Raw genomic sequence first — 25572 nt, 5'->3', positions numbered from 1 at the left:
AAAGGGATATACTGAGGGACCATGACATCAGGCAACGACTTTGACGTCCCGCCGGAACCGATGCTGTTCAGCGCGCTACTGCGTCCGCATCACGCGCTGGGTCGCAAGGGCTTCCTCATGCTCATGGGTTTCATCAGCATGGTCTCGTTCGGCGCGGGTATGACCTTCCTGCTGATGGGCGCCTGGCCGGTGCTCGGCTTTTTCGGCCTCGACCTGCTGGCGATCTATATCGCCTTCAAAGTCTACGACAGACGCGCCAGGGCCACCGAAGAGATCACGGTCACGCCGTCGGAAATCCGTGTGCGCCGGGTCAGCCCCCGCGGCGACGTCGTGGAATGGGCATTCAATCCACTCTGGGTGCAGATCGATCAGGTGTGCCACGCCGAATTCGGCATCGAGCAGCTTTTTCTGGTGTCGCGCGGCCGTCGGGTGTCGATCGCACGGTTCCTCGGCGCGGAGGAAAAGGCAAGCTTCATCAAAGCCTTGATGGAAGCGCTCCAGGCCGCCAAACGCGGCCAGACCTATAATCCGGTGAGCTGATGACCAATCGGGAATCGGGTGGTTTGCGCGCCGGGGCAGGCCTACATCAATATCATGATGAATCTTGCCAGAGACCTAGCGATGACTGAGCATCGCCCGATCAAGCCGGGCCAGCGCGACGCGGCCCTGCGCGATTACGATTCCGTGCGCCGTGCCATAGGTTTCATGCACTCACAGTGGCGGGGCCAGCCGAACATCGAGGCCGTGGCGGACGCCGCGAGCGTGACGCCGGACGAGTTGCACCACCTGTTCCGCCGCTGGGCCGGACTGACACCGAAAGCGTTCATGCAGGCGCTGACGCTCGACCACGCTAAGGGCCTACTGCGCGATTCTGCCAGCGTGCTCGACGCAGCCCTCGATTCCGGTCTGTCAGGCCCAAGCCGTCTGCATGACCTGTTCGTGACGCATGAGGCGATGTCGCCGGGTGAATGGAAGACCGGCGGCGCCGGCATGGAGCTGCGTTATGGCTTCCATTCCTCGCCGTTCGGCACTGCCATCGTGATCGCCAGCGACCGCGGCCTTGCGGGTCTCGCTTTCTCCGATCCCGGCGACGAACAGCGCGCTTTCGCCGACATGAGTCGGCGCTGGCCGGCGGCCACATTGATTGAGGACACTCCTGGCACGGCTGGACTGGCGCAGCGAATTTTCGACAGCAAGCTGTGGCGCCCGGACCAGCCGTTGCGGGTGGTGCTGATCGGCACCGACTTCGAAGTCCGTGTCTGGGAAACGCTGCTGAAAATCCCGATGGGCCGCGCCGTCAGCTATTCGGATATCGCCTGTAAGATCGAAAACCCGAAGGCCGCACGCGCCGTCGGCGCCGCCGTCGGCAGGAACCCGATTTCCTTCGTGGTGCCGTGCCATCGCGCGCTCGGTAAATCCGGCGCGCTGACGGGTTATCATTGGGGCATTACACGGAAGCAGGCCATGATCGGCTGGGAAGCCGGACAGGTGGGAGCGAATTAGCAGCAATGGGCCGCAGTTTCCTGCGGCCCATTGGACTGAACGACTAAGACGCTTCCTTCAGCACGGGCGCTGAGGATTCGTCGGTCTTCATTTCTTCAAGGCTGCGGTTCCGTGGCTCAATGCCGAACGCCCACACCGTGATGATCTGCAGCACCAGCAATCCGATCATCAGCGCCATTACGCCCGCAACGCCGCGCGCCTCGAACAGGGTCACCACCAAGAACGGCGTCACGATGGTTGCGCCGCGCCCCAGCGTGTTGACGATCCCCGACGCCCGCAAGCGCACTTCGGTGGGGAACAGTTCGGGGATATAGATGCCGAACAGCAACGCAACCAGCACATAGATCGGGATCGTGAGCGCGAAACCGACCGCTGGCAGCAGAAGCGGATCGGAAATCATCGGATAGATGATGCCCAACACCACCGCGATCAGCGACGAACCGATGATGGTCGGCTTGCGGCCCCAACGGTCGGCCGTCAGCGCGCCGATGGCCGAGCCGACCGGAGCACCCAGCGCCATCAGTAGCGAGTAACTGAACGACGTGGCAACACTCAATCCCTGTTTGATGAAGAACACCGGCAGCCAGGTCACGAAGCCATACAGCAATGTGTTGATGGTGATCAGGCAGATCGAACCGACGATCATACGCGACAGCAGTGGGGGCGCGAATAGCGACGACAGCTGGCCGGACGCCTGCACGGTCGGGACCGTGGTCACCGGTGGCAGCGGCTTGCCTTGGGCGGCCTCACTCTCGATCTTCTGCATGAGCGCCTCTGCCTCCTCGCGGCGGCCGACGGCCTCGAGCCAGCGCGGCGACTCCGGCAGGTTCTTGCGCATGTACCAGACCACCAGCGCACCGATGCCGCCGAGTACGAACATGGCGCGCCATCCGAACATCGGCACCACGAACGAGGCCACCAGTAGCGCCACCGGCAGGCCACTGACGACGCAGACGGCCATCAGCCCCAGATACTTGCCCCGCGAACGCGCGGGAACGAACTCGGTCATCGTCGAGTAGCCGACCACGTTTTCGGCACCGAGTCCGAGGCCCATCACGAAGCGGCACAGGATCAGGATGGTCATGTTTGGTGCGAATGCCGCCGCAAGCGATGCCACGCCGAACAGCAGCAGATTGAACTGGTAGGAGAACCGACGGCCGTAGCGATCACCGAGAAAGCCGGTGCCGAACGAGCCGAGCATCATTCCGAAGAACGTCGCCGAAATGAACAGCGCATTCTCCGCGAGTGTCGAGAAGCCGCTCTTGAGCGTCACGCCCAGCACTGTTCCTGCGATATAGATGTCAAAGCCGTCGAAGAACATTCCAATCCCGATCAACGTCATGATGCGGTAGTGGAACGGTCCGATCGGCAGCCGGTCCAACCGGCCGCCCGCATTTACTGATGTCGGCATCGTCGTCTCTCCCTGTTTGTTTCCATATCGATTAGCGCCGTCCCTCTGTGGGGGATCTGTTGGCGATCGCTTTGCTCTAGTTCAGTCGCTTCTGCCCCGCCGTGTCGCGATACCAGTCGAACGGGCCATCGCCCGTCGCCACCATCACGCTCTTGGTGTTGAAGTGATCATCGAAGCTTTCGGTGCCGCATTCACGGCCGATGCCACTGTCGTCCACGCCGCCCCAGGGCGATGCAGGATCGAGGCGATGATGATCATTGATCCAGACGATACCCGCCTTGACGCGGCCGGCCACGCGATGTGCGCGCGCGACGTCACGGGTGCGGATCGCCGCTGCAAGTCCGAACGGGGAATCATTGGCCAGACGCAACGCATCGGCCTCGTCCTTGAACGGCGTGACAGATGTGAACGGACCGAACACCTCTTCCTGGAAGATGCGCATGTCCGACCGAACATCGGCGAACACCGTGGGCTCCACGAAGAACCCGTTTTCGTGACCGGCAACCTTTGCCGCAACGCCACCAGCAACCAGCCGGGCACCGTCTTCGTGGCCGAAACGCGCATAGGAAAGCACGCGGTCACGCTGGCGTGCCGAGATCACCGGGCCGAGCTGCGTGTTGGGATCGAACGGATCGCCGATGCGGATAGACTTCGTCTTGGCCTGCAGCTTCGCGACGAACTCGTCGTAGATCGAGGCCTGCACGATATGCCTGGAAGCGCAGACGCAAGTCTGGCCAGCACCGATGAAGGCGCCGAAAGCGGCGTAATTGACCGCCTGATCGACATCGAAATCATCGAACACCATGACGGGCGTCTTGCCGCCGAGCTCCATGGTCTGATGCGCGAACACTTTCGCCGCGGATGATCCGGCGATGCGCCCCGCTTCAGTGCCACCGGTCAGCACCAGCTTGTTGATGTCAGGGTGTTCGGACAGCATCTTGCCGGCGCTCGGGCCGTAGCCGAGCACGATATTAAATACGCCCGGCGGCAGGCCGGCTTCGGTGAAGATCTGCGCGAGCTTCAACGTGGTCAGGGGCGTATATTCCGACGGCTTGACGACGGTGACGCAACCGGTGGCCAGAACGGCAGCCAGCGACTTGCACAGGATCATCAGCGGATGATTGAACGGCGTACAGTTCGCCACGATCCCGATCGGCGTGCGCAGCGTATAGTTGAGATACGCGCCTTCAACCGGAATGACGGAATCGCGCCGCGCCAGGGCGACGCCCGCGAAGTAGCGGAAGAAGTCCGGGAGGCGCGAGAGCTGCGCACGTGTCTCGTTGACTGGACGGCCGTTGTTCAACGTTTCCAGCCGATACAGCGTGTCTAAGTTGGCCTCGAACGCATCGGCGAGCTTATTGATCAGGCGCGCACGGGCACGTGTATCCATGCCACCCCAGGCGCGCCCTTCGAACGCCGCACGCGCGCTCTTCATGGCATGATCGATATCGGCTGCGGTCGAATTGGGGATTCGCGCGATTACGTCGCCCGTGGCCGGGTTGCGCACATCGATCATCTCGCCGTTGCCGGCCTCGACTTCGCGGCCGTCTACGAAGTTGCCGTGAATCTCGACATCGATGGAGCCGGTTTTTGCTGGAATGTTCATAGATCTCTCCCTTCGACGATGATCGCGTTACGCGCCAAGGCAGGCAGCACGCGCTTTTCTGTTTTCTCGATGTGGGCCTTGATGATGCGCGCCGCGCCGCGCTGGTCGCGGCGCTGCATGGCGTCGATCAGGCTGACGTGCTCACCCACGAGCTGCATGTGATCGCGGCCCTTGACGTTGGCGATGCTGACGCGCACTAGCCGGTCGGCCTGTTCGATCAGATCGCGCGCGGCCGACGCCATGCGCCGGTTGCCGGACGCCTGTGCCAGCGCGATGTGGAAGGCGCGGTTATAATCGATGAAATCTTCCGCCGAGCCGTCGAACGACCTGTACTGGTCCAATCCGCGCAGGATGTTGTCCGAGGCGTGCTCGATCGCTTCCGACACACAGGCCGGCTCGACCGCATAGCGAAACCGCAATAGGTCCCGGGCGTCCGAGATCGAGATCGGATTGACCCGATAACCCTGGCGCGGCTGCACCGTCACGAGATGCTCGCGCTCCAGCCGCAGCAAAGCCTCACGTACGGGCTGGCGGCTGACCGCATAGCGCTCCGCCAGCTCCTGCTCCCGCATATCATCGCCTGGCAGAAAGCGACACATCAGGATATCAGACCTGAGGCTATTGTAGACATTATCTCGAAGAAGCACGGATATTTCCTCTGATTCTCCGACAAAGATGCATATCGTGAAATATCACGTCAAGTCAGATTTGCGCGATCGGGGACTTGCTTTTAGGCTCCGGTCCGGGACACAACAGGACAGGCGGATGCGACAGCCGATCAGGCTGCGGGCTGCAAGCTTTTGACTGGAGAGGCAAAAATGGCAGATCGGCGCTTGGCAAACGGCACCGTCAATGCAGCGCAATTCGGCGAAGGACCGGCCATGGTGCTGCTTCACTCGCTGCTGTCTGACCGGGCAAGCTTCGACAGCATCGTGCCCTCGCTGGCCAAGACCCACCGTGTCATCGTTCCCGAATTGCCGGGTTTTGGGGGATCAGACACCGTAAGCGGCGGACTGGCCGCGGTGGCGGACCGCGTGGCGGAGGCCGTCAGGGACTGCGGCGACGGCGCGGACACGATCGTGCTCGGTAACGGCTATGGCGGTTTCGTTGCCTTGCAGATGGCGATCCGCCATCCGGGCATTGCAGGCCGTCTGGTTCTCGCCGATTGCGGCGCAGCGTTTTCCGAACCCGGCCGCGAGGCGTTCCGCAACATGGCGACGGCAGCATCGACCAAGGGATTGCCGGCGGTTACCGATGTCGCGATGCGACGCTTGTTCGCCGCTGAATTTCAGGAGCAGAACCCGGAGCTGATGCGCGATCGCCGCGATGCCTTTTTGCGCACGGATCCCGGCGTGTTTCAGAGTGCCTGCGAGTCCCTGGCGACGCTGGACCTGCGCCCCGAGATCGGGACCGTCAAAGCGCCGGTGCTGGTGCTGGTCGGCGAGCACGATGAAGCGACGCCACCACCGATGTCCAGAGAGCTTGCTGCCGGACTACCTGATGCACGACTGATCGTGCTTCCGGGCTGCGCGCATGTCCCGCAATTGCAGAAGCCGGACGTCTTTCTGGATGCGATCTCGGATTTCGTGTCGGTTGCGATGGCGCGCTAACCGCGCCACGCAATCGAGCGCGTCGATCAACCCGCCAGATCCACCTTCGATGCCACCGTCGCGTCGGCATTGAGTCGGTAGATCACCGGCACGCCGGTTGCGAGTTCGCGGGCGAGAATGCCTTCCGGCGTCAGCTTCTCCAGCACCATGATCAGGGCACGCAGCGAATTGCCGTGGGCCGCTACCAGCGTGCGTTCGCCGCGCAGCACGCAGGGCAGGATTTCCTGCACGAAATACGGCAGCGTGCGCGCCAGCGTATCCTTCAGGCTCTCGCCACCGGGCGGCGGCACGTCATAGGAACGACGCCAGACATGGACCTGCTCCTCGCCCCATTTGGCGCGGGCGTCGTCCTTATTGAGGCCGGAGAGATCACCGTAATCGCGCTCGTTCAGCGCCAGATGTTTCGTGATCGGCAGGCCGGTCTGGCCCATCTCTTCCAGTGTGAGATTGAGCGTGTGCTGCGCGCGGGTCAGCGCCGAGGTGAACGCGACATCGAAGGTCAGACCCTGCGCCTTCAGCTTGCGGCCGGCTTCCTTGGCCTCTGCGACGCCCTTCTCGGTGAGATCAGGATCTTTCCAGCCGGTGAAAAGGTTCTTCAGATTCCATTCGCTCTGTCCATGACGGACGAGGACGAGAAGACGTTCGTTCATCGAGAATTCCGTTTCGTTCTTCTTACATTTCACCAAGGCCGAGCACGTCAGCCATCGAGTACAAACCTGGCTTTTTTCCATGCGCCCACATCGCCGCCTTCAGCGCACCATGGGCGAAGATCATGCGATCCTCGGCCTTGTGCGACAGCTCGATGCGTTCATGGGGACCGGCGAAGATCACCGTATGATCGCCAGCGACAGTACCGCCGCGCAACGAGGCAAAGCCGATATCGCCGGTTTTGCGCGCGCCGGTGAGCCCGTCGCGGCCACGCGCCGAATGTTGCTCGAGCGGAATCTTGCGGCCCTCGGCAGCAGCCTGACCCAGCATGAAAGCCGTGCCCGAGGGCGCGTCGATCTTGGCCTTGTGATGCATCTCCAGCACTTCGATGTCGAAGCCGTCATCGAGCGACTGCGCAACGCGCTTCACCAGCGCGGCGAGCAGATTGACGCCGAGGCTCATATTGCCCGACTGCACGACGATGGCCTGACCGGTCACGCTCTTGATCACCGCGTTGTCCGACGACGACAGGCCGGTGGTGCCGATCACGTGAACGAGGCCGCGCTGGGCTGCGATCGCAACATTGGCGATGGTCGCCGCAGGCACCGTGAAATCAAGGATACCATCGGCATCCTTCGACAGCGTCCAGAGGTCGGCCGAGAGTTTGACGCCGTTCTCGGGCAGGCCGGCGAGCACGCCGGCATCCTGTCCGAGCAGCTCCGAGCCGGGCGCCTCGAGCGCACCGGAAACAACAGCGCCGGGGGTTTCGGAGATGGTGCGGATCAGCGCGCGGCCCATTCGGCCGCCGGCGCCAGCAACGATCAGTCTCATATCGGACATTGAACGATCCTCAGTATCTCAAGGCGGTATAGCGGCGCGTTGCCACGGCGGCAACACGCCCACGGTACCTAAAGTCCTTAGATACCAATCAGATCAAACACATGCTTAAGGCCCTGCCGCTCAAGGCTGCGGACCGTCATACCCCTCGATGATCACGAGATCGCTCTCGCCGTGCGGGCTGCGCATCGCGACCAACCGCTGGTATTCCGGCGAATTGTAACAGGCTAGCGCGGTCGCGTAGTCCTTGAATTCGAGCACAACATTGCGCGAGCGCGACGTGCCTTCCTTGGCCTCGAACTGACCACCGCGCACCAGGAATTTGGCCCCGAATTTATTGAAGACCGGGCCGTTCTCGGCCACGTATTGCTTGTAGCCGTCCATATTGTGCACGTCGACGCGTGCAATCCAGTAAGCCTTGGCCATCTGTCTCTCTCCCTGTCCCGTTCTTACTTGTTCGCCAGTGCCTGCGTAATTTCGGCGACGATCGCCTCGGCCGCAGCCTTCGGATCAGCAGCTTCCATTACCGGACGGCCGACCACCAGATAGTCCGAACCTTCGGCAATCGCGCGTGCCGGGGTCATGATCCGCTTCTGATCGCCCACGTCACTGCCCGCGGGGCGCACACCGGGCGTGACCAGACACATCTCAGGCTTGATATGCTTGCGCAGGTTCGCCGCCTCTTCCGGCGAGCAGACGAGGCCATCGATACCGAGCGCCTGCGCCTGCTGCGCGCGCGCGGCGACGAGATCGCTGACACCGAGTTGATAGCCCGCGGCCTTCAGATCCTCGTTGTCGTACGAGGTCAGTACTGTCACCGCGAGGATCTTCAGGCCGGAGCCCTTGCTGGCATTGGCCGCCGCCTGCATGGTCTGCGGATAGCCATGCACGGTGAGAAAGGTCGCGCCGAGCTTCGCCACGCTTTCCACACCGCGCGCGACGGTGTTGCCGATGTCGTGCATCTTCAGATCGGCGAACACCTTCTTTCCGGTATCGGCGAGCTTGCGCACCAGCGGCAGACCGCCAGCATAGCCGAGCTGATAGCCGATCTTGTAGAAAGTCACGCTGTCGCCGAGCCGCGCGATCATCGCTTCGGCAGCGTCAACATCCGGCAAATCGAGCGCGACGATCAGGCGGTCGCGGGGATCAATGGTCTGCAACGTCATCTCGTCTCACTTCATCTGCTGCGCGACATCGATAAGCTGGCGCACCATCGCCGTCATCGCATCCTTGTCGGCGGCGTGTTTCAGCCGGTCCATATCGTCATAGGCCTCACCGGCGAACGCCAGCGTGAGCTGGTTCGGGATCACCATCGCGCGACACGCCGACAGCACCAGCCGCAAGGCCTGCAAACAGCGCGCACCGCCAAGCCGCCCATTCGAAGCCGCCGCAATCGCAAACGGCCGCTCGCGAAACACCTGGCCCTTGCTCTCATGCGTGTCTTCCACGCGCGAGATCCAGTCGATCGTATTCTTCACCAGCGGCGGCAGCGACGCGTTGTATTCAGGCGTCACGATCAGCACACCATGATGCGCCGATATCATACGCTTCAGATCGAGCGCATGTTTCGGTACGCCGGAATTGCTCTCGAGGTCGCCGTCATAGATCGGCAGCGGAAAGTCGCCGAGCGAAATCCTGGTGGCATCGACATCGGCGCGAACCAGCGCGTCAATGGCGACAGCCGCGAGTTTCGCATTCAGCGACCCTGTGCGCAGCGAGCCTGGAATAACGAGGATCTTGATCGCAGCCATGATTCCGATCGTCGGGGCGAAGCCACCGCGCGATCGCGGCCGGCACTAGCGTTTGCGATACACCCAGACGCGCGCCGGCGGAAGGTTCATCCAGATCCGCTCGGAGGCCTCTGTGGACACGCCGGGCAGCGATTTGGGGATCGGCGGCGCCACCGAATAGGTGAACTGCACGAAGGGCGCGTTCGGCGACATCGCCGCGAAGGCATCGCGGATCAGCTTGAGGCGCGTCAGCATTGGCTTGGTGACCAGCGGCAGGCCGGAGACGACGGCGGAGGCGGGCTCTTTCAGCACATCCCACAGGGTATCGCGCAGTGTGTAGGCGTCGCCCTGAACGATCGTCGCCTGTGGGTAGCGCTCACGCAGCAGTGCGCAAAAGGTGGGATTGAATTCGACGAGCACCAGACGCTTCTGGTCCACCCCATGCGCGACGAGCGCAGAGGTGATCGCGCCGGTGCCGGGTCCAAGTTCGATGACCGGACCGGTCGCGTCATTGTCGACATATTGCGCCATCGTGCGGGCAAGAGCTTTGCCCGACGGCATCACGGCACCCATATGCAGCGGCTTATCGATCCATGAACGGAGGAAGCGAACCTCGTCGTCGAGACGGAGCGGCTTCTTCAACGTACGCGCGGACGAGTGCAGAGGCATGTCGCTTCCAGGCAGACCGCGGAACGTGCGGAACGTCAGAATTTCGTCATAAAGAGGTATAGGCAACAATGGAAACGGTCAAGCTTCCAACGTCAGGAGCCGGTCCGCGTTCCGAAGAAGTCCTTGACCTTAGTGAAGAAACCCGCGGCTTCAGGTTGCGTTGCACCCGAAGATAGTTTCTCGAATTCGGCCAGCAGCTCCTGCTGCTTTTTCGTCAGGTTCTGCGGCGTTTCCACGACGACCTGGACATACATGTCGCCGGTCTGGCGCGAGCGCAGCACCGGCATGCCCTTCGACGAAACGCGGAAGCGGCGCCCGGACTGCGTGCCCGAGGGAACCTTGACCTTGTTGCGCCCGCCTTCGATGGTCGGCACTTCGAATTCGCCGCCGAGCGCCGCGGTCACCATCGAGATCGGCACGCGGCAATGCAGGTCCGCGCCATCGCGCTGGAAGAAGTCGTGCGAGGCCAGCGACAGGAAGATATAGAGATCGCCTGACGGGCCACCGCGCGCGCCGGCTTCGCCTTCGTTGGCGAGACGAATGCGGGTGCCGTCCTCGACGCCCGCCGGAATGTTGACCGAGAGCGTGCGCTCGCGCTCGACGCGGCCGGCGCCGGAACAGCTCGGGCACGGATCTTCGATCATCTGACCGCGGCCCTGACAGCTCGGGCAGGTCCTTTCCAGCGTGAAGAAGCCCTGGGCCTGGCGGACGCGGCCGGCGCCGCCGCAGGTCGAACAGGCCTTCGGTTTGGTGCCGGCCTTGGCGCCGGTGCCGGAGCAGGCTTCGCAGGTCACCGCGACCGGAATCTCGATCTGTGCAGTCTTGCCGGAGTAAGCCTCCTCCAGCGTGATTTCCATGTTGTAGCGCAGATCTGCCCCGCGCTCGCGGCCGCCGCTGCGGCCACCGCCACGTTGTCCGGCCATGCCGAACAGGTCTTCGAAAATGTCGGAGAAGGAGGAGGCGAAGCCGGATCCAAAGCCCGGACCACCGCCGCCACCATTGCCCTGTTCAAAGGCCGCATGGCCATAACGGTCATAGGCCGCGCGCTTGTCGCCGTCCTTGAGGACGTCGTAGGCCTCGGCAATTTCCTTGAACTTCACTTCAGCGGCGGCATCGCCTGGATTCTTGTCCGGATGCCATTTCATCGCAAGCTTGCGAAACGACGTCTTCAGGGTCGCATCATTCGCGCCGCGCTCGACTTCCAACGTCTCGTAATAACATTGCTTGGTGGACATCAGTCAGATCCGCCCGAAATTGGTCCTCATCCCGAGGAGCATCCCAGAAGAACGCATCGATGAAGATGCTACTCCCGCACTAACAAAACTTGCCTAACAAGGCCGGCCTAACAAAAAACAACCCTCATCCTTCGAGACGCGCACCGCGCTACTCAGGATGAGGGTCATCGTTCCGCTCGCCTATCAGGCCGACTTCTTCGGCTTGTCGTCGTCGACTTCCGTGAATTCGGCGTCGACCACGTCATCCTTCTCGGCATCGCGCTTGGCGTCAGCCTCGGCCTGCTGGGTGTACATCGCTTCGCCGAGCTTCATCGAAGCTTGCGCCAGCGTGTTGGTCTTGGCCTTGATCGCCTCGGCATCATCACCCTTCAGAGCTTCCTTCAGGTCGCTCATGGCATCCTCGATGGCGCGGCGCTCGGTCTCACCAACCTTGTCGCCATGCTCGCCGAGAGCCTTCTCGGTCGAATGCACGAGGGCATCACCGTGGTTCTTGGCATCGACAGCCTCACGACGCTTCTTGTCCTCGGCAGCGTTCGCTTCGGCGTCCTTGACCATCTTCTGGATGTCGGACTCGGACAGACCGCCGGATGCCTGGATCCGGATCTGCTGTTCCTTGTTGGTCGCCTTGTCCTTCGCCGACACGTTGACGATGCCATTGGCGTCGATGTCGAAGGTCACCTCGACCTGCGGCATGCCGCGCGGAGCCGGCGGAATGCCCATCAGGTCGAACTGGCCGAGCGGCTTGTTGTCGGCCGCCATTTCGCGCTCACCCTGGAAGACCCGGATGGTAACGGCGTTCTGGTTGTCTTCGGCCGTCGAGAACACCTGGCTCTTCTTGGTCGGGATCGTTGTGTTGCGCTCGATGATCCGGGTGAACACGCCACCCAGCGTCTCGATGCCCAGCGACAGCGGGGTCACGTCGAGCAGCAGCACGTCCTTGACGTCGCCCTGCAGCACGCCGGCCTGAATGGCGGCGCCGATGGCCACGACTTCGTCCGGGTTGACGCCCTTGTGGGGCTCCTTGCCGAAGAACTGCTTCACGACTTCCTGGATCTTCGGCATGCGGATCATGCCGCCGACCAGAACCACTTCGCCGATTTCACCGGCGGTGAGGCCGGCATCCTTGAGCGCCTTGCGGCAAGGCTCGATGGTCTTCTGCACGAGATCGTCGACCAGCGCTTCGAACTTGGCGCGGGTCAGCTTCAGCGTCAGATGCTTCGGACCTGAGGCATCCGCCGTGATGAACGGCAGGTTGATTTCGGTCTGGGTCGTCGACGACAGCTCGATCTTCGCTTTTTCAGCAGCTTCCTTCAGACGCTGCAGGGCCAGCTTGTCGTTGCGCAGGTCGATGCCCTGCTCTTTCTTGAACTCGTCGGCGAGGTAGCCGACCAGACGCATGTCGAAGTCTTCACCGCCGAGAAACGTATCGCCGTTGGTGGACTTCACTTCGAACACGCCGTCGCCGATCTCAAGGATCGAGACGTCGAAGGTACCACCGCCGAGGTCGTACACCGCGATGGTGCCGGACTTCGACTTGTCGAGGCCGTAAGCGAGCGCAGCAGCAGTCGGCTCGTTGATGATGCGCAGCACTTCGAGACCAGCGATCTTGCCGGCATCCTTGGTGGCCTGACGCTGGGCGTCGTTGAAGTAAGCGGGCACGGTGATGACGGCCTGCTCGACCTTCTGGCCGAGATGAGCCTCCGCGGTCTCCTTCATCTTCTGCAGCGTGAAGGCGGAGATCTGCGAGGGCGAATAGGTTTTACCGTCGACTTCGACCCAGGCGTCGCCATTGCCACCCTTGGCAATCTTGTAGGGGACGAGCTTCTTGTCCTTCTCGACGGTCGGATCGTCATAGCGGCGGCCGATCAGGCGCTTCACCGCGAAAATGGTGCGCTCGGGATTGGTAACTGCCTGGCGCTTGGCCGGCTGGCCGACGAGGCGCTCGCCATCATCGGTAAAAGCCACGATGGACGGCGTGGTCCGCATGCCTTCTGCGTTCTCGATGACCTTCGGCGTTTTGCCATCCATGACGGCGACGCAGGAATTCGTCGTACCGAGGTCGATACCGATGACCTTTCCCATGCTCTCATATCCTTTTTCTGCGGCAGGTTGGCTGGGCCCTGACGGCACCCCGCTCCCAACCCCCAAACATCAACTATTCGCGATATTGCGACGGTAGGCCTCATATAGGAGGGGGGGTGGTGGCCGCAAGGCATCTGGCACACTCCAGACCCATGAAAACACGACCGGTGCGCGAAATTAATATTTGGTGAAACAGACCCTTGGCGGTTGTTTCGCCAATACGCGACGGATGGGCGCGGACGGCGCCGGGAACGGATTTATGGCTTGATCTGTTGGCGGAACAGGGCAACCGTGAAAGCCCTTTCCGACCGGGCGCGCGGCGACCAAGGCCGGAGCCCCGCACCATCGAACAGCCTCAATGCAAACCCAGTAGATTTTTCATGAAACATGCTGCGCCCCTGTTCGCCTTGACCATGCTGACGGCCATTTCGGTCGCCCACCGCCCCGCTTTGGCGGCCGATCCGATTTTCCCGCCGGGGGTCCGCGTGGGTCTGGCCCCGCTGGTCGGCCTCGCCCCGGCAAAGACCTTTGTCGGCTTCGAGACATCCGATCAGGGCGTCAAAGTGCTCATGACCGAGCTACCAGCCGCCGCCTTCAACGAGGTTGAGATCGCGTTCAAGGCCAATCCGGCTGGTATGGCCGCGAAGCCCGAGAGCATCGAGACCACGGCCGGAAAGGCCTTCTACACGATCGAGAACGCCAAGGACGCGACCGGCAATGTCAGGCGCTATTCGATGATCGTCAGCGGCGGGACCTTCTCCGGCTATGTCGCCGTGCAGGTCCCGGAAAACGCCCAGAAAATCTACACCGACGACGCGGTGCGCCAGATGCTCTCATCCGCCGTTGTCCGCAAGGAAGTCCCGCTGGCAGAACAACTCGGTCTGATGCCGTTCAAGGTCTCGGAAATGAGCGACTTCAAGACCGTCCGCACGCTGGCGCCGGGTGCCGCGCTATTGCTGGCCGACTCGAGCGACGAGAACAGCATCGAAACGAGTCCTTTTGTGGTGATCGGCAGCCTGGCCTCCGCGCCGGAAAAGGCTGAAGATCGCGGCCGCTTTGCCCAGCAGGCCGCAGGCACGATTCCCGGCCTGCGCGAAGGCCGCATCACCATGTCGGAGCCGCAACGGATCGACGGCATGGCAGGCTGGGAGACCCGTATCGACGCCGTCAGCGGCAAGAACAACACGCCGGTCAGCGTTGTGCAGTGGCTGCGCTTCGGCGGCGGCAAGGTCACCATGCGCATTATCGCAAGCGCCCCACGTGACGATTGGGCCAAGGCGTTTCCGCGCTTCCGCGCCGTGCGCGACGGTATCGAGCCGCGCTAAAGAACGCACGGCCGTCCTCACGGCCCGCTTTACGATCTCCCCGTGACCTGATTTGCTGGGCCAATTCGGTACGGGGAATTTCGCGATGCTCAACAGACGTCAAATTCTCGGAGGGCTTGGAACCATGGCCATGACCAGCCTTGCTCCCAAAACACTATCCGCCGCTGGCAAGGTCAGCCTCGATCGTACATCCGTGTTGCTGGTGATCGACGTGCAGAACTGCTTCCTGCCCGGTGGCAGCCTTGCGGTGAAGGACGGCGACAAGGTCGTGCCGGTCATCAACGCCATCGCAAAGAAATTCGCCGACGTGGTGATGACGCAGGACTGGCACACGCCGGGTCACATCTCGTTTGCGTCCAGCCATAGCGGCAAGAAACCGTTCGAAACCACCGAGGTGAAGTACGGCAAGCAGGTGCTGTGGCCGGATCACTGCGTGCAGGGCACTGAAGGGGCTGCGCTGTCGAAGGATCTCGCGATCCCGCATACCGAGCTGATCCTGCGCAAGGGCTTCAGCAAGGACGTCGACAGCTATTCGGCGTTTACCGAGGCTGACGGAAAGACCACCACCGGTCTTGCCGCCTATCTGAAAGCCCGCAAATTGCAGCGCGTATTTATCGCCGGCCTCGCCACCGACTTCTGTGTCGCGTGGTCCGCGCTCGATGCGCGAAAAGCAGGTTTCGATGTCTATGTAGTCGAAGATGCCTGCCGCGGCATCGACACGCAGGGCTCACTGGCCAAAGCCTGGGCCGACATGAACAAGGCCGGCGTGAAGCGTATTCAGTCGGGCGATCTGGCGGCTTAACTCTCGCTGTCATCGCCCGGCTTGACCGGGCGATTCAGCTCTTACTACGCAGCTTTACTCCGACGCTACAGGTGCAGCCTTGGCGCCACCCTTCGAGACACCGACCAGCGCCGGGCGCAGCACGCGCTCGCCAATGGTGTAGCCGGCCTGCACGACCTGAACGACGGTGCCCGCAGGCACGGAAGCATCGGGCACTTCGTACATCGCCTGCTGGAAATTCGGATCGAATTTCTCGCCCGACGGGTCGAACTTCTTCACGCCGTTCTTTTCCAGCGTGTTGAGTAGCGAGCGCTCAGTGAGCTCCACGCCTTCGAGCAGCGCCTTCAGGCCCGGATCGGCGGCGGCCTTGGTATCGGCAGGCACGGCATCGAGGGCGCGCTGCAGGCTGTCGGCGATATCGAGCACTTCGCGCGCGAAATTGGCGATCGCATAGGTGCGGCCGTCGGCGACTTCCTTCTGGGTCCGCTTGCGCAGATTTTCCATCTCCGCCAGCGTGCGCAGCATCTTGTCGCGCGATTCCGCCGCTTCCTTGGTCAGGGCCTCGACTGAATTCGGTTCCGGATCGTCCGGCATGATGTAGGGCTTGGAGACCACCGGATCGGCGGCCTGCGCCGTCTTGTCCTGATTGTCGTTCTGCCCATTGGAATCAGTCATCACGCTGCCTTCTCAAAAACACGCCAAAATGGTGGGATTGCTGAGCGGGATATCGGGGTTTGAGCGCCGAAAATCAAGCGCAACCAGCCGGATTCGGCCGATCTGTCAGCCGCCGAGCATGCGGCTGACGATGCGCGCCGCGTAATCTACCATCGGGATCACCCGCGCATAGTTCAGCCGGGTCGGGCCGATGACACCGAGAACGCCGACGATATGGCCGGCGCCATCGCTGTAGGGCGCAATGATCGTGGACGAGCCGGACAGCGAGAACAGCTTATTTTCCGAGCCGATGAAGATGCGGACACCTTCGGCCGTCTCCGCCCGGCCGAGAAGATCGATCACCTCGCGCTTGGCTTCGAGATCGTCGAACAGGAGGCGAACGCGTTCAAGATCCTCCAGCGCATGGAGATCCTCGAGCAGATTGGCCTGGCCGCGCACGATCAGCTGCCGATCGTCCTTCTCGCCACCCGACCAGCTGGCAATGCCGGCGGCAATGACCTTCTGGGTCAGTTGATCGAGCTCAATCTGGTTCTGGGTCAGTGCCGTTTCCAGTTCCAACCGGGCCTCAGCCAGCGTGCGGCCGCGAATCCGGGCATTGAGGAAGTTCGACGCCTCGTTCAGCGCCGACGACGGCACCCCCGGCGGCAGGGTCAACACGCGGTTTTCGACCTGGCCATCCTCGGCGACCAGCACGACCAGCGCCTTTTCGGGCTCCAGACGGACGAATTCGATGTGTTTCAGCCGCACATTGGACTTGGCGGTCAGAACCACCGCCGCCGCGCGGGTCAGCCCGGACAGCTGCGTCAGCGCCTCGCCAAGCGCCGCCTCCACGGTCTGCGAGCGCCCTACCGAGGACAGCTGCTGCTGGATCGATTGCCGCTCTGGTTCGGTGAGGTCACCGACCTGCATCAGGGCATCAACGAAGAACCGCAGTCCGAGTTCAGTAGGCAGCCGTCCAGCAGACGTATGCGGTGCATAAATCAGGCCGAGCTGCTCCAGGTCCGACATGACGTTGCGGACCGAGGCCGGCGACAGCGGAACCGTGATCAGGCGCGAAATATTGCGCGAACCGACAGGTTCGCCAGTGGCGAGATAGCTCTCGACGATCTGCCGGAAGATCTCACGCGATCGCTCATTGAGCTGGGCGAGCCCGGCATGCGGCGAAATCAGGCCGATCGGATCGTGGTGGGCCACAGGGTACTCCTTGAGGACCTAATCTGTCGCCCCGAGCCCCCGGATACAAGCACCATTGCATGCGTGGAACCTGCCCTGCCCTTGCCGCTGCGCTCCGTGCCCCCTAAAAGCACCGCGAACAGGCTCTCTCTGGACATTTGGAAGGATTTTCTCATGCGGCCAAGCCGTCGTGCGCCCGATGAACTGCGCGCCGTGTCGCTGGAACGCGGCGTGGTCAAATATGCCGAAGGCTCCTGCATGGTGAAATTCGGTGACACCCACGTGCTGGTGACCGCCACGCTGGAAGAGCGCCTGCCGCCATGGCTCAAGGGCCAGGGCCGCGGTTGGGTCACCGCCGAATACGGCATGCTGCCCCGCGCCACGCTGGAACGCACCCGCCGCGAAGCCGCATCCGGCAAGCAGGGCGGCCGCACCGTCGAGATCCAGCGCCTGATCGGCCGCTCGCTGCGCGCGGCCGTCGACCTCGAAGCGCTCGGCGAACGCCAGATCACCATCGACTGCGACGTGATCCAGGCCGATGGCGGCACCCGCACGGCGTCGATCACCGGCGCATGGGTTGCGCTGGCCGACTGCATCTCGTGGATGAAGAACCGCAACATGTTCAAGAACGGCGGCGGCAACGTGCTGCGCGACAATATCGCGGCGATTTCCTGCGGCATCTATCAGGGCACGCCGGTGCTCGATCTCGATTATGCCGAAGATTCCGAAGCCGACACCGACGCCAATTTCGTGATGACCGGCGACGGCCGCATCATCGAGGTGCAGGGCACTGCCGAGAAGACGCCGTTCACGCAGGACGAGTTCCTGAAGTTGATGGCACTGGCGCAAAAGGGCGTCGGACGTCTGGTTGAACTGCAGAAAATGGCCATCGCGTGATTCCGCAAGTCATCAAGCAGGCGTAGACTCGCATCATGCATCGTCGAATCACTGGGAAGCTCGTCATCGCCACCCACAATCCCGGCAAGCTTGCCGAGATGCGCGATCTCTTGGCCCCCTACGGCATCGAAGCAGTGTCGGCCGGCGAGCTCGGTCTCGCCGAACCCGACGAGACCGGCAACACCTTCAAGGCCAATGCCGCGATCAAGGCGATTGCCGCGGCCAATGTCGCGCAACTGCCCGCCTTCGCAGATGATTCCGGCCTCGTCGTCGATGCCCTCGACGGCGCGCCCGGCATCCTCTCGGCGCGCTGGGCCGGCGAGTCCAAGGACTTCACCGGCGCCATGACGCGGATCGAACGCCTGTTGCAGGAGCGCGGTGCGACCACACCCGACAAACGCACCGCGCATTTCGTCTCGGCACTCTGCGTGGCCTGGCCCGACGGTCATCTTGAGGAAGTCGAAGCGCATGCGCATGGCACGCTGGTCTGGCCGCCGCGCGGCGCTGCCGGCTTCGGGTACGATCCGACATTCCTGCCCGATGGTCACACCCGCACCTACGGCGAAATGACCGCGGTCGAGAAGCACGGGTTGCCGCCACTCGGCGAGGGCTTGTCGCATCGCGCCAAGGCATTCGTGAAACTCGCGGAGATCTGCCTTGAACCCCGCTGACGCACAGCAAGACGCTTTCGGCGTCTATGTGCACTGGCCGTTCTGCCTGTCGAAGTGCCCGTATTGCGACTTCAACAGCCATGTCCGTCATCACGCTGTCGATGAAGTACGTTTCGCGCGCGCTTTCGCACGCGAGATCGAAACCACCGCAGCGCGCACGCCCAGCCGTACGGTGACGTCGATCTTTCTCGGCGGCGGTACGCCGTCGCTGATGCAGCCACAAACCGTCGGCGCTATTCTCGACTCGATCGGTAAATACTGGAACGTCGCCTCCGACGTCGAAGTATCACTTGAAGCCAACCCGACCTCCGTCGAAGCGACGCGCTTTCGCGGCTATCGCGAGGCCGGCGTCAACCGCGTGTCACTTGGCGTACAGGCACTCGACGATGCGTCGCTGAAGTCGCTCGGACGTTTGCATACGGCGCGCGAGGCACTCGATGCCGTGGCCATCGCGCGCAGCGCGTTCGATCGGTATTCGTTCGATCTGATCTATGCGCGCCCCGACCAGACCCCGCAGATGTGGACCGACGAACTCAAGCTCGCCATCTCGGAAGCCGCCGAACATCTATCGCTGTATCAGCTGACCATCGAGGAAGGCACGCCGTTCTTCGGATTGCACGCCGCCGGCAAACTCAAGACACCCGACGAAGGTCTCGCGCGCACGCTTTATGACGTGACGCAGGAGGTCTGCGCACAGCAAGGCCTGCCGTTCTACGAGATTTCCAATCATGCCCGCCCCGGCGCGGAGTGCAAACACAACCTCGTCTATTGGCGCGGTCAGGAATATGCCGGCATCGGGCCTGGCGCCCATGGCCGCCTCGACATCGACGGTGTCAGACATGCCATCGCCACCGAGAAACGCCCGGAAGCCTGGGTGATGCGTGTGGAAGACAACGGCCACGGCGTAACATCGGATGAATTGCTCAACAGCGAAGAACGCGCCGACGAATATCTGCTGATGGGCCTGCGCCTCGCCGAAGGTATCGATCCCGCGCGCTATCAGATGCTGTCCGGCCGCGCGCTGGATGAGAAGCGCATCGCCATCCTGCGCGAGGAAGGCGCCATCGTCGTCGAGCAGAACGGCCGCCTGCGCGTGACGCAGGAGGGATTCCCCGTGCTTGATGCTGTCGTGGCAGATCTGGCGGCGTAGGCGCTACGCCCCGAAACTCTTCGGCGAGCCCGCCACGGCCTGACCACCACCCGACGCAACCTTCATCACGGCGAGGCCGCGATCGTTGCCGCCATCGCTGCGGAAACGAAACAGACCATCGATGCCGGCAAAGCCGGACGGATTGGTGAGCGTTTCAGGTGCGAACCGCTGTCCGCCTTGGGTGCGCGCCAAGGCGGCGACCAGCGCCACTGCATCGTAAGCGAGCGTCGCGGTACGCACAGGATCGCCGCCATATTTCGCGCGATAGCGGCCCGCAAAGGCACGAAACCCTGCGGGATCCGGCGCGGCATAGAGCCCGCCCTGCAGCGCGGCGCTGTTGAAGACGCGCGGATTGTCCCACAGGCCCGTGCCGAGCAATTGCACATTGCGCAGATTGGCACCCGCCGCAGTCAAGGCATCAGCCGTTGCGACAACCGCGTCGCCATCGTCGGCAATGAACAACGCGTCGGCGCCGGTGAGCGATGCCGCGATGTTGCGTGCTGCGCTGGAGCGGTCCGCGCCATAGCGCTCAAAAGCGACGACGCGGCCACCCTTGCGCGCGACGGCCTGCTTGAAAGCGACCTCAACGACATTGCCATAGGCATTCTCGGGCAGCATCGCCGCAAAGGAGCGTTTGCCCGTGCCCGCGGCGTAATCGACGATGCGATTGACGTCCGACTCGGGCAGGAAGCTGAGCAGATACACACCGCGGCCCGCGACACTCGAATCGGTCGAGAACGCGATCACCGGCACGTTGCGCGCGCGCGTGAGCTGCGCGGTGGCCGGCACTGACAGCGCAAACAACGGTCCGAGAATGATTTCGGATCCTTCGTCGAGCGCCTGCTGGGCGGCCTGCTGCGCGCCCTGCGCGCTCCCATTGTCGTCCTTAATCAGCAGTTGAATGCTGGGGTTCTGGAATTCGGCGAGTGCCATCTCAGCGGCATTCTTCATCGACTGCGCGGCGACGCCGGCATTGCCCGAAGCCGACAGCGGCAGGATCAGTCCGACTTTCGTGCCGCCGGTGCCGATGGCTTGCGACTGCTGCGCCGGTCCGGCGGGGGGTCCCGATGGCGCACTGGGTCCGGTGCCAAAGGCATTGGTCAGCGTCGATTGCACACCCGCGCAAGCTCCGAGCAACGGCGCACCCAGCAGCAGGCCGACAGCCGTCCGCCGCGTTGCGCCCTTGGTCCCGGATTTGGGGTCGAACGGATCCGCCATCACTTCTCTTCTTTCGGCCGTATCAGATCGGCCCGGCTCGTCACCCACTATATAGTGTGAGGCGCGGATTCAGACATATTGTCGGCGATAAGTTAACCAAAACAAAAGCTTTATGTCCGGCATACCCCGTCACCGCGGCTGGATTAGCACGACGGGAATGAACCACGGCCAAACGCCCAAAAAACGGCTGTCCCCCTTTTGCGCAATTCGCTCTACATTGTCGCCATGCGCGCAACACCCCTCTCCCCATCGCCTGCGGACGCCGCGGCGCCATCGGCCCGGACCTTCACGGTCTCCGGCCATCTGCTCATGGCACCGAAAGCTGTTCCGGGGCTGCATCTCGTAGCCACGCCGATCGGCAATCTTGGCGACATCACCCTGCGCGCGCTGGAGACCCTGGCGGGGGTCGATATTATCGCCTGCGAAGACACCCGCATCACCCGCCGCCTAACCGAGCGCTACGGGATCACCGGCACACTCAAGCAATATCATGAGCACAATGCCGAACAGGCACGGCCAAAAATTCTTGAAAAGCTGTCGCAGGGCGCGTCCATCGCGCTGGTGTCGGATGCCGGCACGCCATTGATTTCCGACCCGGGCTTCAAACTCGTGCGGGAAGTGACTGCAGCAGGCTTCAATGTGATTTCGCTGCCGGGGCCGTCCTCGGTGCTAGCCGCGCTGGCCGTCTCTGCCCTGCCGACGGATCGCTTTTTCTTCGAGGGTTTTCTGCCATCGCGGCAGATGGCGCGGCGATCCCGCCTGACCGAGCTAGCTGCTATCGATGCCACGCTGGTGATGTTCGACTCCGGCAACCGCGTGCAGGACACGCTGGCCGATCTCGCAGACATCATGGGCAACCGCGATGCGGCGATCTGCCGCGAACTCACCAAGATGCATGAAGAGGTCAATCGCGGAGCGATTGCCGACCTGGCCAAGGAAGCCGATGGGCTGGAGACCCGCGGTGAATTCGTACTCGTCATCGGGCCACCGGCTGCGGATGCGCAGGCCATGACCGAAGACGATCTCGACGCCCTGCTGCGCAGCTCGTTGCAGCGTGACAGCGTCAAGGATGCCGTGGCGCATGCGGTCGAACTGTCCGGCCGGCCGCGCCGCGCCGTCTATGCCCGCGCGCTGGAGCTCGCCAAGGAGATTCACAGGGACTCCGGCGATGGTGAAGACTGACAAAGTTTCCGCGCCAAAGCCCGCGCCCAAGCCGGCTGCGCCCGAGCGCGTTGCCGCGTTCAATACCGGCCTCTCCGCCGAAAGCTGCGCTGCCGCTTTGCTGCTGGCCAAGGGCTACCGCATCCTGGCCCGCCGCTTTCGTACCCCCCATGGCGAGATCGACATCGTTGCCAGGAAGCGCAGCCTGATCGCCTTTATCGAAGTGAAGGCCCGCGCCAGCCTGGACGAGGCCGCCTATGCGGTGACGCCCCGCCAGCAGGCCCGGATCATGGATGCCGCCCAAGGCTGGCTGATGACGCATCCCGAACATGCGGAATTCGACCTGCGTTTCGACGTCGTGCTGATTGCGCCAAGACATTTGCCACGCCATCTGTTAGCGGCATTCGACGCCAGTACCTGAGTTTTCGCTTTCCCGACCACAATTCCGGACCCCAGCATGACCTTGAACGTCGCCGTCCAGATGGACCCCATTGCGCGCATCAATCACAAGGGCGATTCGACCTTCGCGATGCTGCTGGAAGCCCAGAAGCGTGGCCACAAACTGTCCTATTATACGCCGGACAAGCTCTCGCTGCGCGGCAATGACGTGGTGGCGCCGGTGCAATCGCTGTCGGTGCGCGACGTGGAAGGCGATTACTTCACCCTCGGTGAGCCCACCCGCACCACCATGGAATCCTTCGACGTGGTGCTGCTGCGCCAGGACCCGCCATTTGATCTCGCTTACATCACCTCGACGCATCTTCTGGAGCGCATCCATCCGAAGACGCTGGTTGTCAATGATCCAGCCTCGGTGCGCAACGCGCCGGAGAAGATCTTTGTGATGGGCTTCTCGGATCTGATGCCGCCGACGCTGATCTCGCGCGACAAAGACGAGATCAATGCATTTCGTGCCGAACATGGCGCGGTGGTGATGAAGCCGTTGCATGGCCATGGCGGCGCAGCGGTGTTTCGCGTGCTGCCGCAGGACATGAATTTCGGTTCGCTTTACGATCTGTTCTCCGTGACCTTCAAGGAGCAGTGGGTCATCCAGCGTTTCCTTCCCGAAGTGAAGCATGGTGACAAGCGCATCATCCTGATCGACGGTGAATTCGCGGGTGCCGTGAACCGCGTGCCGGCTGAAGACGATTTGCGCTCCAACATGGTGCGTGGCGGCGCCGCCAAGGCCACCGAACTCTCGCCGCGTGAGCGCGAAATCTGCGAACGTGTCGGACCGGCACTGCGTGATCTCGGTCTGCTGTTCGTCGGCATCGACGTGATCGATGGCAATCTCACAGAGATCAACGTGACGTCGCCCACGGGCATTCGCGCCATCGCCAAGCTTGGCGGACCGGATGTCGCGGCGCGAGTCTGGGACGTGATCGAAGCGAGGCGGAAGTAAACTCCGCTCGCGTCAATACTTGACGCAGCAGTTTGAATTCCATTTGTCGCAATTCTCCGCTTGCTGCTTTTGCTTGCCAGTCATGGACGACAAGCGCAGCATGCCGATGCACGCTCGACCAATCGAGCGGCCCGCTACATGTGGCGGCAAGCAAAAGCATATCAGTGGAGAAACGCATGACTTCAGAAGTTTCGCGAAGGTCCCTGCTCTCGCTCGGCGCAGGATTGGGCGCTAATCTCCTCGCTCCCGGCCTCATCGGCAGTGCATCGGCCAAGGCACCAAAGCTCGGCACACAGGCGCCCTACTTCCACCGTTTCATGTTAGGCAACGCGGAAGTCACCGTTGTCTCCGACGGACCTTTGCCGCTCGGCGATCCCTCCGGCACATTCGTCGGCGTGCCCAAGGAAGACGTGCAGAAGATGCTGACGGATAATTTCCTCAGCAGCAGCAATGTCGTGCTCGAACAGAACGCGCCGATCGTCAACATGGGCGACAAGCTCATCCTGTTCGACACCGGCATGGGCACGTCGCAACTATTCGGCAACACCACGGGCCGCCTGCAGAAGAGCATGGCCGAAGCCGGCATCAAGCCGGGCGATATCGATGCCGTGGTGTGCTCGCACGCACATATCGATCATATCGGCGGCATCGTCGATGCCAATGACAAGCCGCTGTTTCCCAACGCGCAGGTCTATCTCAGCGAGGAAGACTTCAAGTTCTGGACCGACGAAGGCAAGCTCGGTTCGCCGCTCAAGGACTTCATCGTCCATGCACGCAAGAACCTGCTGCCGGTGAAGGATCGCCTGGTGTTCTTCAAGGACGGCCAGGAGTTCCTGCCGGGCGTCACCGCCATGCATGCACCTGGCCATACGTTCGGCCACCACATGTTCATGATACAGTCGGGCGGGAAATCTTTCGCCTTCCTCGGCGACCTCACCCATCATCAGGTGCTGCTGCTGGAGAAGCCGCGGATGGAGTTCGCCTATGACTCCGATCCGAAGATGGCAGCGGCGACGCGGGTGAAGATGCTCGACATGCTCGCAGCCAACAAGACCGCCGTGATGTCCTATCACTTCGCGTGGCCGGGCTATGGTCATGTGGTGAAATCAGGCGACGGCTTCCGCTATATCGCCGAGCCGATGGTGATGAATCTCTAGCGGAAATCCTGCGACTTTCCTGCGGCGATCTTGAGACAGTGACCGCCGCAGGAATTCCGCAGCAATTTATCCTCACGCCGCGGATGAGGCATCCCTCGGACGTCTCTCCGCTCCGCGTTTGTAGATTCGGAACGTGCCACGTCCGGCATCCTTCGCCGCATAGAGCGCCGAATCAGCCATGGCTGCCAATTGCGATGACGTGCAGTTATCGGCCAGCGCGATGCCGACCGATGCGCCAACCCGCAACTGTTGTCCGCGATGATCAATCGGCAGTCCCAACTGCGTGACAATCGCACGCGCCGTCTCCGAGGCTTCCTCGAATTGCGCGTGAGGCCCCAGCAGAACCGCGAATTCGTCACCGCCGAGTCGTGCGACCAGTTCCGCACCGGCACAGATGTTGCGAATTCGATTTGCAACGATGGTCAGGCAGGCATCGCCCGCTGCGTGGCCGAAACAGTCATTGACCGGCTTGAATTCATCGAGATCGATCAACAGCAGCGCGCCGAACGGCTTCACCTTGATGGCCGACGCCGCATCGAACAGCGACAGCTTGGTTTGAAACTGGCTGCGATTGGCGAGGCCGGTCAGCGTATCGAATTCGGCGAGATAGCGATTGCGATCCGCCAGAATTTTC

27 protein-coding genes are annotated in these 25572 nt (G+C 62.5%); 12 read left to right on the top strand and 15 right to left on the bottom strand.

The annotated features are described in order from the left end of the window. Positions 1-21: 21 nt before the first annotated feature. Entirely contained in the window at positions 22-540 is a 519-nt protein-coding gene (locus tag SFY93_RS04035) for a DUF2244 domain-containing protein (protein WP_320446134.1), read from the top strand. A gap of 81 nt (positions 541-621) precedes the next feature. After that, positions 622-1503 carry a methylated-DNA--[protein]-cysteine S-methyltransferase gene (locus SFY93_RS04030; protein ID WP_320446133.1) on the top strand — a complete coding sequence of 294 codons (882 nt, stop codon included), beginning with the start codon at positions 622-624 and terminating at the stop codon, positions 1501-1503. A 43-nt stretch (positions 1504-1546) separates the two neighbouring features. Here SFY93_RS04030 and SFY93_RS04025 read toward each other — a convergent pair whose 3' ends face one another. The 3 genes from SFY93_RS04025 to SFY93_RS04015 all read right to left on the bottom strand — a co-directional run bounded on the left by SFY93_RS04025 (position 1547) and on the right by SFY93_RS04015 (position 5167). Further along, a complete protein-coding gene (locus SFY93_RS04025) occupies positions 1547-2914 on the bottom strand; it encodes an MFS transporter (protein ID WP_089263047.1) in 1368 nt (455 codons plus the stop codon). 76 nt (positions 2915-2990) lie between these two features. After that, positions 2991-4520: an aldehyde dehydrogenase gene (locus SFY93_RS04020; RefSeq protein ID WP_320446132.1), complete on the bottom strand. Its 1530-nt coding sequence runs from the start codon at positions 4518-4520 to the stop codon at positions 2991-2993. Further along, a complete protein-coding gene (locus tag SFY93_RS04015) occupies positions 4517-5167 on the bottom strand; it encodes a GntR family transcriptional regulator (protein ID WP_320446131.1) in 651 nt (216 codons plus the stop codon). The genes SFY93_RS04020 and SFY93_RS04015 overlap by 4 nt, the downstream gene beginning before the upstream one ends. Before the next feature lie 171 nt (positions 5168-5338). On the opposite strand from SFY93_RS04015, the gene SFY93_RS04010 reads away from it, so the two are divergent. After that, positions 5339-6130 (top strand): alpha/beta fold hydrolase, encoded by a 792-nt coding sequence (locus SFY93_RS04010; protein WP_320446130.1) that lies wholly within the window; start codon positions 5339-5341, stop codon positions 6128-6130. A 26-nt stretch (positions 6131-6156) separates the two neighbouring features. Here the strand turns inward: SFY93_RS04010 and SFY93_RS04005 are convergent, their stop codons facing one another. The 8 genes from SFY93_RS04005 to dnaK all read right to left on the bottom strand — a co-directional run bounded on the left by SFY93_RS04005 (position 6157) and on the right by dnaK (position 13331). Then, positions 6157-6780 (bottom strand): 2,3-bisphosphoglycerate-dependent phosphoglycerate mutase, encoded by a 624-nt coding sequence (locus SFY93_RS04005; RefSeq protein ID WP_320446129.1) that lies wholly within the window; start codon positions 6778-6780, stop codon positions 6157-6159. A gap of 22 nt (positions 6781-6802) precedes the next feature. Beyond that, the gene (gene dapB, locus SFY93_RS04000; RefSeq protein WP_089263057.1) at positions 6803-7618 is read right to left on the bottom strand and encodes a 4-hydroxy-tetrahydrodipicolinate reductase; all 816 of its coding nucleotides are present in this window, start codon (positions 7616-7618) and stop codon (positions 6803-6805) included. A gap of 120 nt (positions 7619-7738) precedes the next feature. Then, a complete protein-coding gene (locus tag SFY93_RS03995; RefSeq protein ID WP_068730266.1) occupies positions 7739-8041 on the bottom strand; it encodes a DUF1330 domain-containing protein in 303 nt (100 codons plus the stop codon). A 23-nt stretch (positions 8042-8064) separates the two neighbouring features. Continuing rightward, positions 8065-8781, bottom strand: a complete 717-nt coding sequence (pyrF, locus tag SFY93_RS03990) for an orotidine-5'-phosphate decarboxylase (protein WP_089263059.1) — start codon at positions 8779-8781, stop codon at positions 8065-8067. A 6-nt stretch (positions 8782-8787) separates the two neighbouring features. Further along, the gene (locus tag SFY93_RS03985) at positions 8788-9366 is read right to left on the bottom strand and encodes an NADPH-dependent FMN reductase (protein ID WP_093757831.1); all 579 of its coding nucleotides are present in this window, start codon (positions 9364-9366) and stop codon (positions 8788-8790) included. Between the two features lie 45 nt (positions 9367-9411). Further along, positions 9412-10014 carry a class I SAM-dependent methyltransferase gene (locus SFY93_RS03980; protein ID WP_093757830.1) on the bottom strand — a complete coding sequence of 201 codons (603 nt, stop codon included), beginning with the start codon at positions 10012-10014 and terminating at the stop codon, positions 9412-9414. A gap of 92 nt (positions 10015-10106) precedes the next feature. Continuing rightward, positions 10107-11249, bottom strand: coding sequence for a molecular chaperone DnaJ (dnaJ, locus tag SFY93_RS03975; RefSeq protein WP_092140889.1), 1143 nt, complete (start codon positions 11247-11249; stop codon positions 10107-10109). 183 nt (positions 11250-11432) lie between these two features. Next, positions 11433-13331 (bottom strand): molecular chaperone DnaK, encoded by a 1899-nt coding sequence (dnaK, locus tag SFY93_RS03970; protein WP_068730261.1) that lies wholly within the window; start codon positions 13329-13331, stop codon positions 11433-11435. 380 nt (positions 13332-13711) lie between these two features. On the opposite strand from dnaK, the gene SFY93_RS03965 reads away from it, so the two are divergent. Together SFY93_RS03965 and pncA are read left to right on the top strand one after the other, a co-directional pair. Beyond that, entirely contained in the window at positions 13712-14656 is a 945-nt protein-coding gene (locus SFY93_RS03965; RefSeq protein ID WP_320446128.1) for a hypothetical protein, read from the top strand. Positions 14657-14741: 85 nt separating this feature from the next. After that, complete coding sequence (pncA, locus tag SFY93_RS03960) at positions 14742-15458, top strand: bifunctional nicotinamidase/pyrazinamidase (protein WP_320446127.1); 717 nt, start codon at positions 14742-14744, stop codon at positions 15456-15458. A gap of 54 nt (positions 15459-15512) precedes the next feature. Here the strand turns inward: pncA and grpE are convergent, their stop codons facing one another. Then, a complete protein-coding gene (gene grpE / locus SFY93_RS03955) occupies positions 15513-16112 on the bottom strand; it encodes a nucleotide exchange factor GrpE (RefSeq protein ID WP_120287695.1) in 600 nt (199 codons plus the stop codon). A gap of 105 nt (positions 16113-16217) precedes the next feature. Further along, positions 16218-17306, bottom strand: coding sequence for a heat-inducible transcriptional repressor HrcA (gene hrcA / locus SFY93_RS03950; protein WP_068730256.1), 1089 nt, complete (start codon positions 17304-17306; stop codon positions 16218-16220). 153 nt (positions 17307-17459) lie between these two features. Between hrcA and rph the strand changes: the two genes are divergently transcribed. Genes rph through hemW form a run of 3 tightly spaced genes read left to right on the top strand, consistent with a single transcriptional unit; the run spans position 17460 to position 20003 of the window. Continuing rightward, positions 17460-18182: a ribonuclease PH gene (gene rph, locus SFY93_RS03945; RefSeq protein ID WP_093757824.1), complete on the top strand. Its 723-nt coding sequence runs from the start codon at positions 17460-17462 to the stop codon at positions 18180-18182. 35 nt (positions 18183-18217) lie between these two features. Beyond that, entirely contained in the window at positions 18218-18853 is a 636-nt protein-coding gene (rdgB, locus tag SFY93_RS03940) for an RdgB/HAM1 family non-canonical purine NTP pyrophosphatase (RefSeq protein WP_320446126.1), read from the top strand. Then, a complete protein-coding gene (hemW, locus tag SFY93_RS03935; protein ID WP_320446125.1) occupies positions 18840-20003 on the top strand; it encodes a radical SAM family heme chaperone HemW in 1164 nt (387 codons plus the stop codon). Before rdgB ends, hemW begins: the two co-directional genes overlap by 14 nt. Positions 20004-20006: 3 nt before the next feature. On the opposite strand, the gene SFY93_RS03930 is transcribed toward hemW, so the two are convergent. Further along, entirely contained in the window at positions 20007-21221 is a 1215-nt protein-coding gene (locus tag SFY93_RS03930; RefSeq protein ID WP_320446124.1) for a penicillin-binding protein activator, read from the bottom strand. A gap of 225 nt (positions 21222-21446) precedes the next feature. Between SFY93_RS03930 and rsmI the strand changes: the two genes are divergently transcribed. The 4 genes from rsmI to SFY93_RS03910 all read left to right on the top strand — a co-directional run bounded on the left by rsmI (position 21447) and on the right by SFY93_RS03910 (position 24938). Further along, the gene (rsmI, locus tag SFY93_RS03925; RefSeq protein WP_320446123.1) at positions 21447-22403 is read left to right on the top strand and encodes a 16S rRNA (cytidine(1402)-2'-O)-methyltransferase; all 957 of its coding nucleotides are present in this window, start codon (positions 21447-21449) and stop codon (positions 22401-22403) included. Continuing rightward, on the top strand, positions 22390-22803 hold the full coding sequence (locus SFY93_RS03920) for a YraN family protein (protein WP_320446122.1): 414 nt from the start codon (positions 22390-22392) through the stop codon (positions 22801-22803). The genes rsmI and SFY93_RS03920 overlap by 14 nt, the downstream gene beginning before the upstream one ends. Before the next feature lie 36 nt (positions 22804-22839). Next, positions 22840-23781: a glutathione synthase gene (gshB, locus tag SFY93_RS03915; RefSeq protein ID WP_175369360.1), complete on the top strand. Its 942-nt coding sequence runs from the start codon at positions 22840-22842 to the stop codon at positions 23779-23781. A 176-nt stretch (positions 23782-23957) separates the two neighbouring features. Continuing rightward, positions 23958-24938: an MBL fold metallo-hydrolase gene (locus tag SFY93_RS03910; protein WP_320446121.1), complete on the top strand. Its 981-nt coding sequence runs from the start codon at positions 23958-23960 to the stop codon at positions 24936-24938. Between the two features lie 72 nt (positions 24939-25010). Here the strand turns inward: SFY93_RS03910 and SFY93_RS03905 are convergent, their stop codons facing one another. Further along, entirely contained in the window at positions 25011-25565 is a 555-nt protein-coding gene (locus tag SFY93_RS03905; RefSeq protein WP_320447688.1) for a diguanylate cyclase domain-containing protein, read from the bottom strand. Positions 25566-25572: the final 7 nt, after the last annotated feature.

The sequence above is a fragment of the Tardiphaga sp. 42S5 genome (assembly GCF_034044155.1).
Lineage (GTDB): Bacteria > Pseudomonadota > Alphaproteobacteria > Rhizobiales > Xanthobacteraceae > Tardiphaga > Tardiphaga robiniae.
The sequence above is the reverse complement of the archived record's forward strand: the minus strand, read 5'-3'. Positions and strand labels throughout refer to the sequence as shown.

Bases quoted from the DNA above. Each gene is read 5' to 3' on its own strand.
- rdgB (WP_320446126.1), top strand. From the start codon at position 18,218: ATGCATCGTCGAATCACTGGGAAGCTCGTCATCGCCACCCACAATCCC.
- SFY93_RS04030 (WP_320446133.1), top strand. From the start codon at position 622: ATGACTGAGCATCGCCCGATCAAGCCGGGCCAGCGCGACGCGGCCCTG.
- rph (WP_093757824.1), top strand. From the start codon at position 17,460: ATGCGGCCAAGCCGTCGTGCGCCCGATGAACTGCGCGCCGTGTCGCTG.
- rsmI (WP_320446123.1), top strand. From the start codon at position 21,447: ATGCGCGCAACACCCCTCTCCCCATCGCCTGCGGACGCCGCGGCGCCA.
- SFY93_RS03910 (WP_320446121.1), top strand. From the start codon at position 23,958: ATGACTTCAGAAGTTTCGCGAAGGTCCCTGCTCTCGCTCGGCGCAGGA.
- SFY93_RS03995 (WP_068730266.1), bottom strand. From the start codon at position 8,041: ATGGCCAAGGCTTACTGGATTGCACGCGTCGACGTGCACAATATGGAC.
- SFY93_RS03965 (WP_320446128.1), top strand. From the start codon at position 13,712: ATGAAACATGCTGCGCCCCTGTTCGCCTTGACCATGCTGACGGCCATT.
- SFY93_RS03930 (WP_320446124.1), bottom strand. From the start codon at position 21,221: ATGGCGGATCCGTTCGACCCCAAATCCGGGACCAAGGGCGCAACGCGG.
- dnaK (WP_068730261.1), bottom strand. From the start codon at position 13,331: ATGGGAAAGGTCATCGGTATCGACCTCGGTACGACGAATTCCTGCGTC.
- SFY93_RS04005 (WP_320446129.1), bottom strand. From the start codon at position 6,780: ATGAACGAACGTCTTCTCGTCCTCGTCCGTCATGGACAGAGCGAATGG.
- gshB (WP_175369360.1), top strand. From the start codon at position 22,840: ATGACCTTGAACGTCGCCGTCCAGATGGACCCCATTGCGCGCATCAAT.
- pncA (WP_320446127.1), top strand. From the start codon at position 14,742: ATGCTCAACAGACGTCAAATTCTCGGAGGGCTTGGAACCATGGCCATG.
- SFY93_RS04020 (WP_320446132.1), bottom strand. From the start codon at position 4,520: ATGAACATTCCAGCAAAAACCGGCTCCATCGATGTCGAGATTCACGGC.
- pyrF (WP_089263059.1), bottom strand. From the start codon at position 8,781: ATGACGTTGCAGACCATTGATCCCCGCGACCGCCTGATCGTCGCGCTC.
- SFY93_RS03920 (WP_320446122.1), top strand. From the start codon at position 22,390: ATGGTGAAGACTGACAAAGTTTCCGCGCCAAAGCCCGCGCCCAAGCCG.
- dapB (WP_089263057.1), bottom strand. From the start codon at position 7,618: ATGTCCGATATGAGACTGATCGTTGCTGGCGCCGGCGGCCGAATGGGC.
- grpE (WP_120287695.1), bottom strand. From the start codon at position 16,112: ATGACTGATTCCAATGGGCAGAACGACAATCAGGACAAGACGGCGCAG.
- SFY93_RS04010 (WP_320446130.1), top strand. From the start codon at position 5,339: ATGGCAGATCGGCGCTTGGCAAACGGCACCGTCAATGCAGCGCAATTC.
- SFY93_RS04025 (WP_089263047.1), bottom strand. From the start codon at position 2,914: ATGCCGACATCAGTAAATGCGGGCGGCCGGTTGGACCGGCTGCCGATC.
- SFY93_RS04035 (WP_320446134.1), top strand. From the start codon at position 22: ATGACATCAGGCAACGACTTTGACGTCCCGCCGGAACCGATGCTGTTC.
- SFY93_RS03980 (WP_093757830.1), bottom strand. From the start codon at position 10,014: ATGCCTCTGCACTCGTCCGCGCGTACGTTGAAGAAGCCGCTCCGTCTC.
- SFY93_RS03985 (WP_093757831.1), bottom strand. From the start codon at position 9,366: ATGGCTGCGATCAAGATCCTCGTTATTCCAGGCTCGCTGCGCACAGGG.
- dnaJ (WP_092140889.1), bottom strand. From the start codon at position 11,249: ATGTCCACCAAGCAATGTTATTACGAGACGTTGGAAGTCGAGCGCGGC.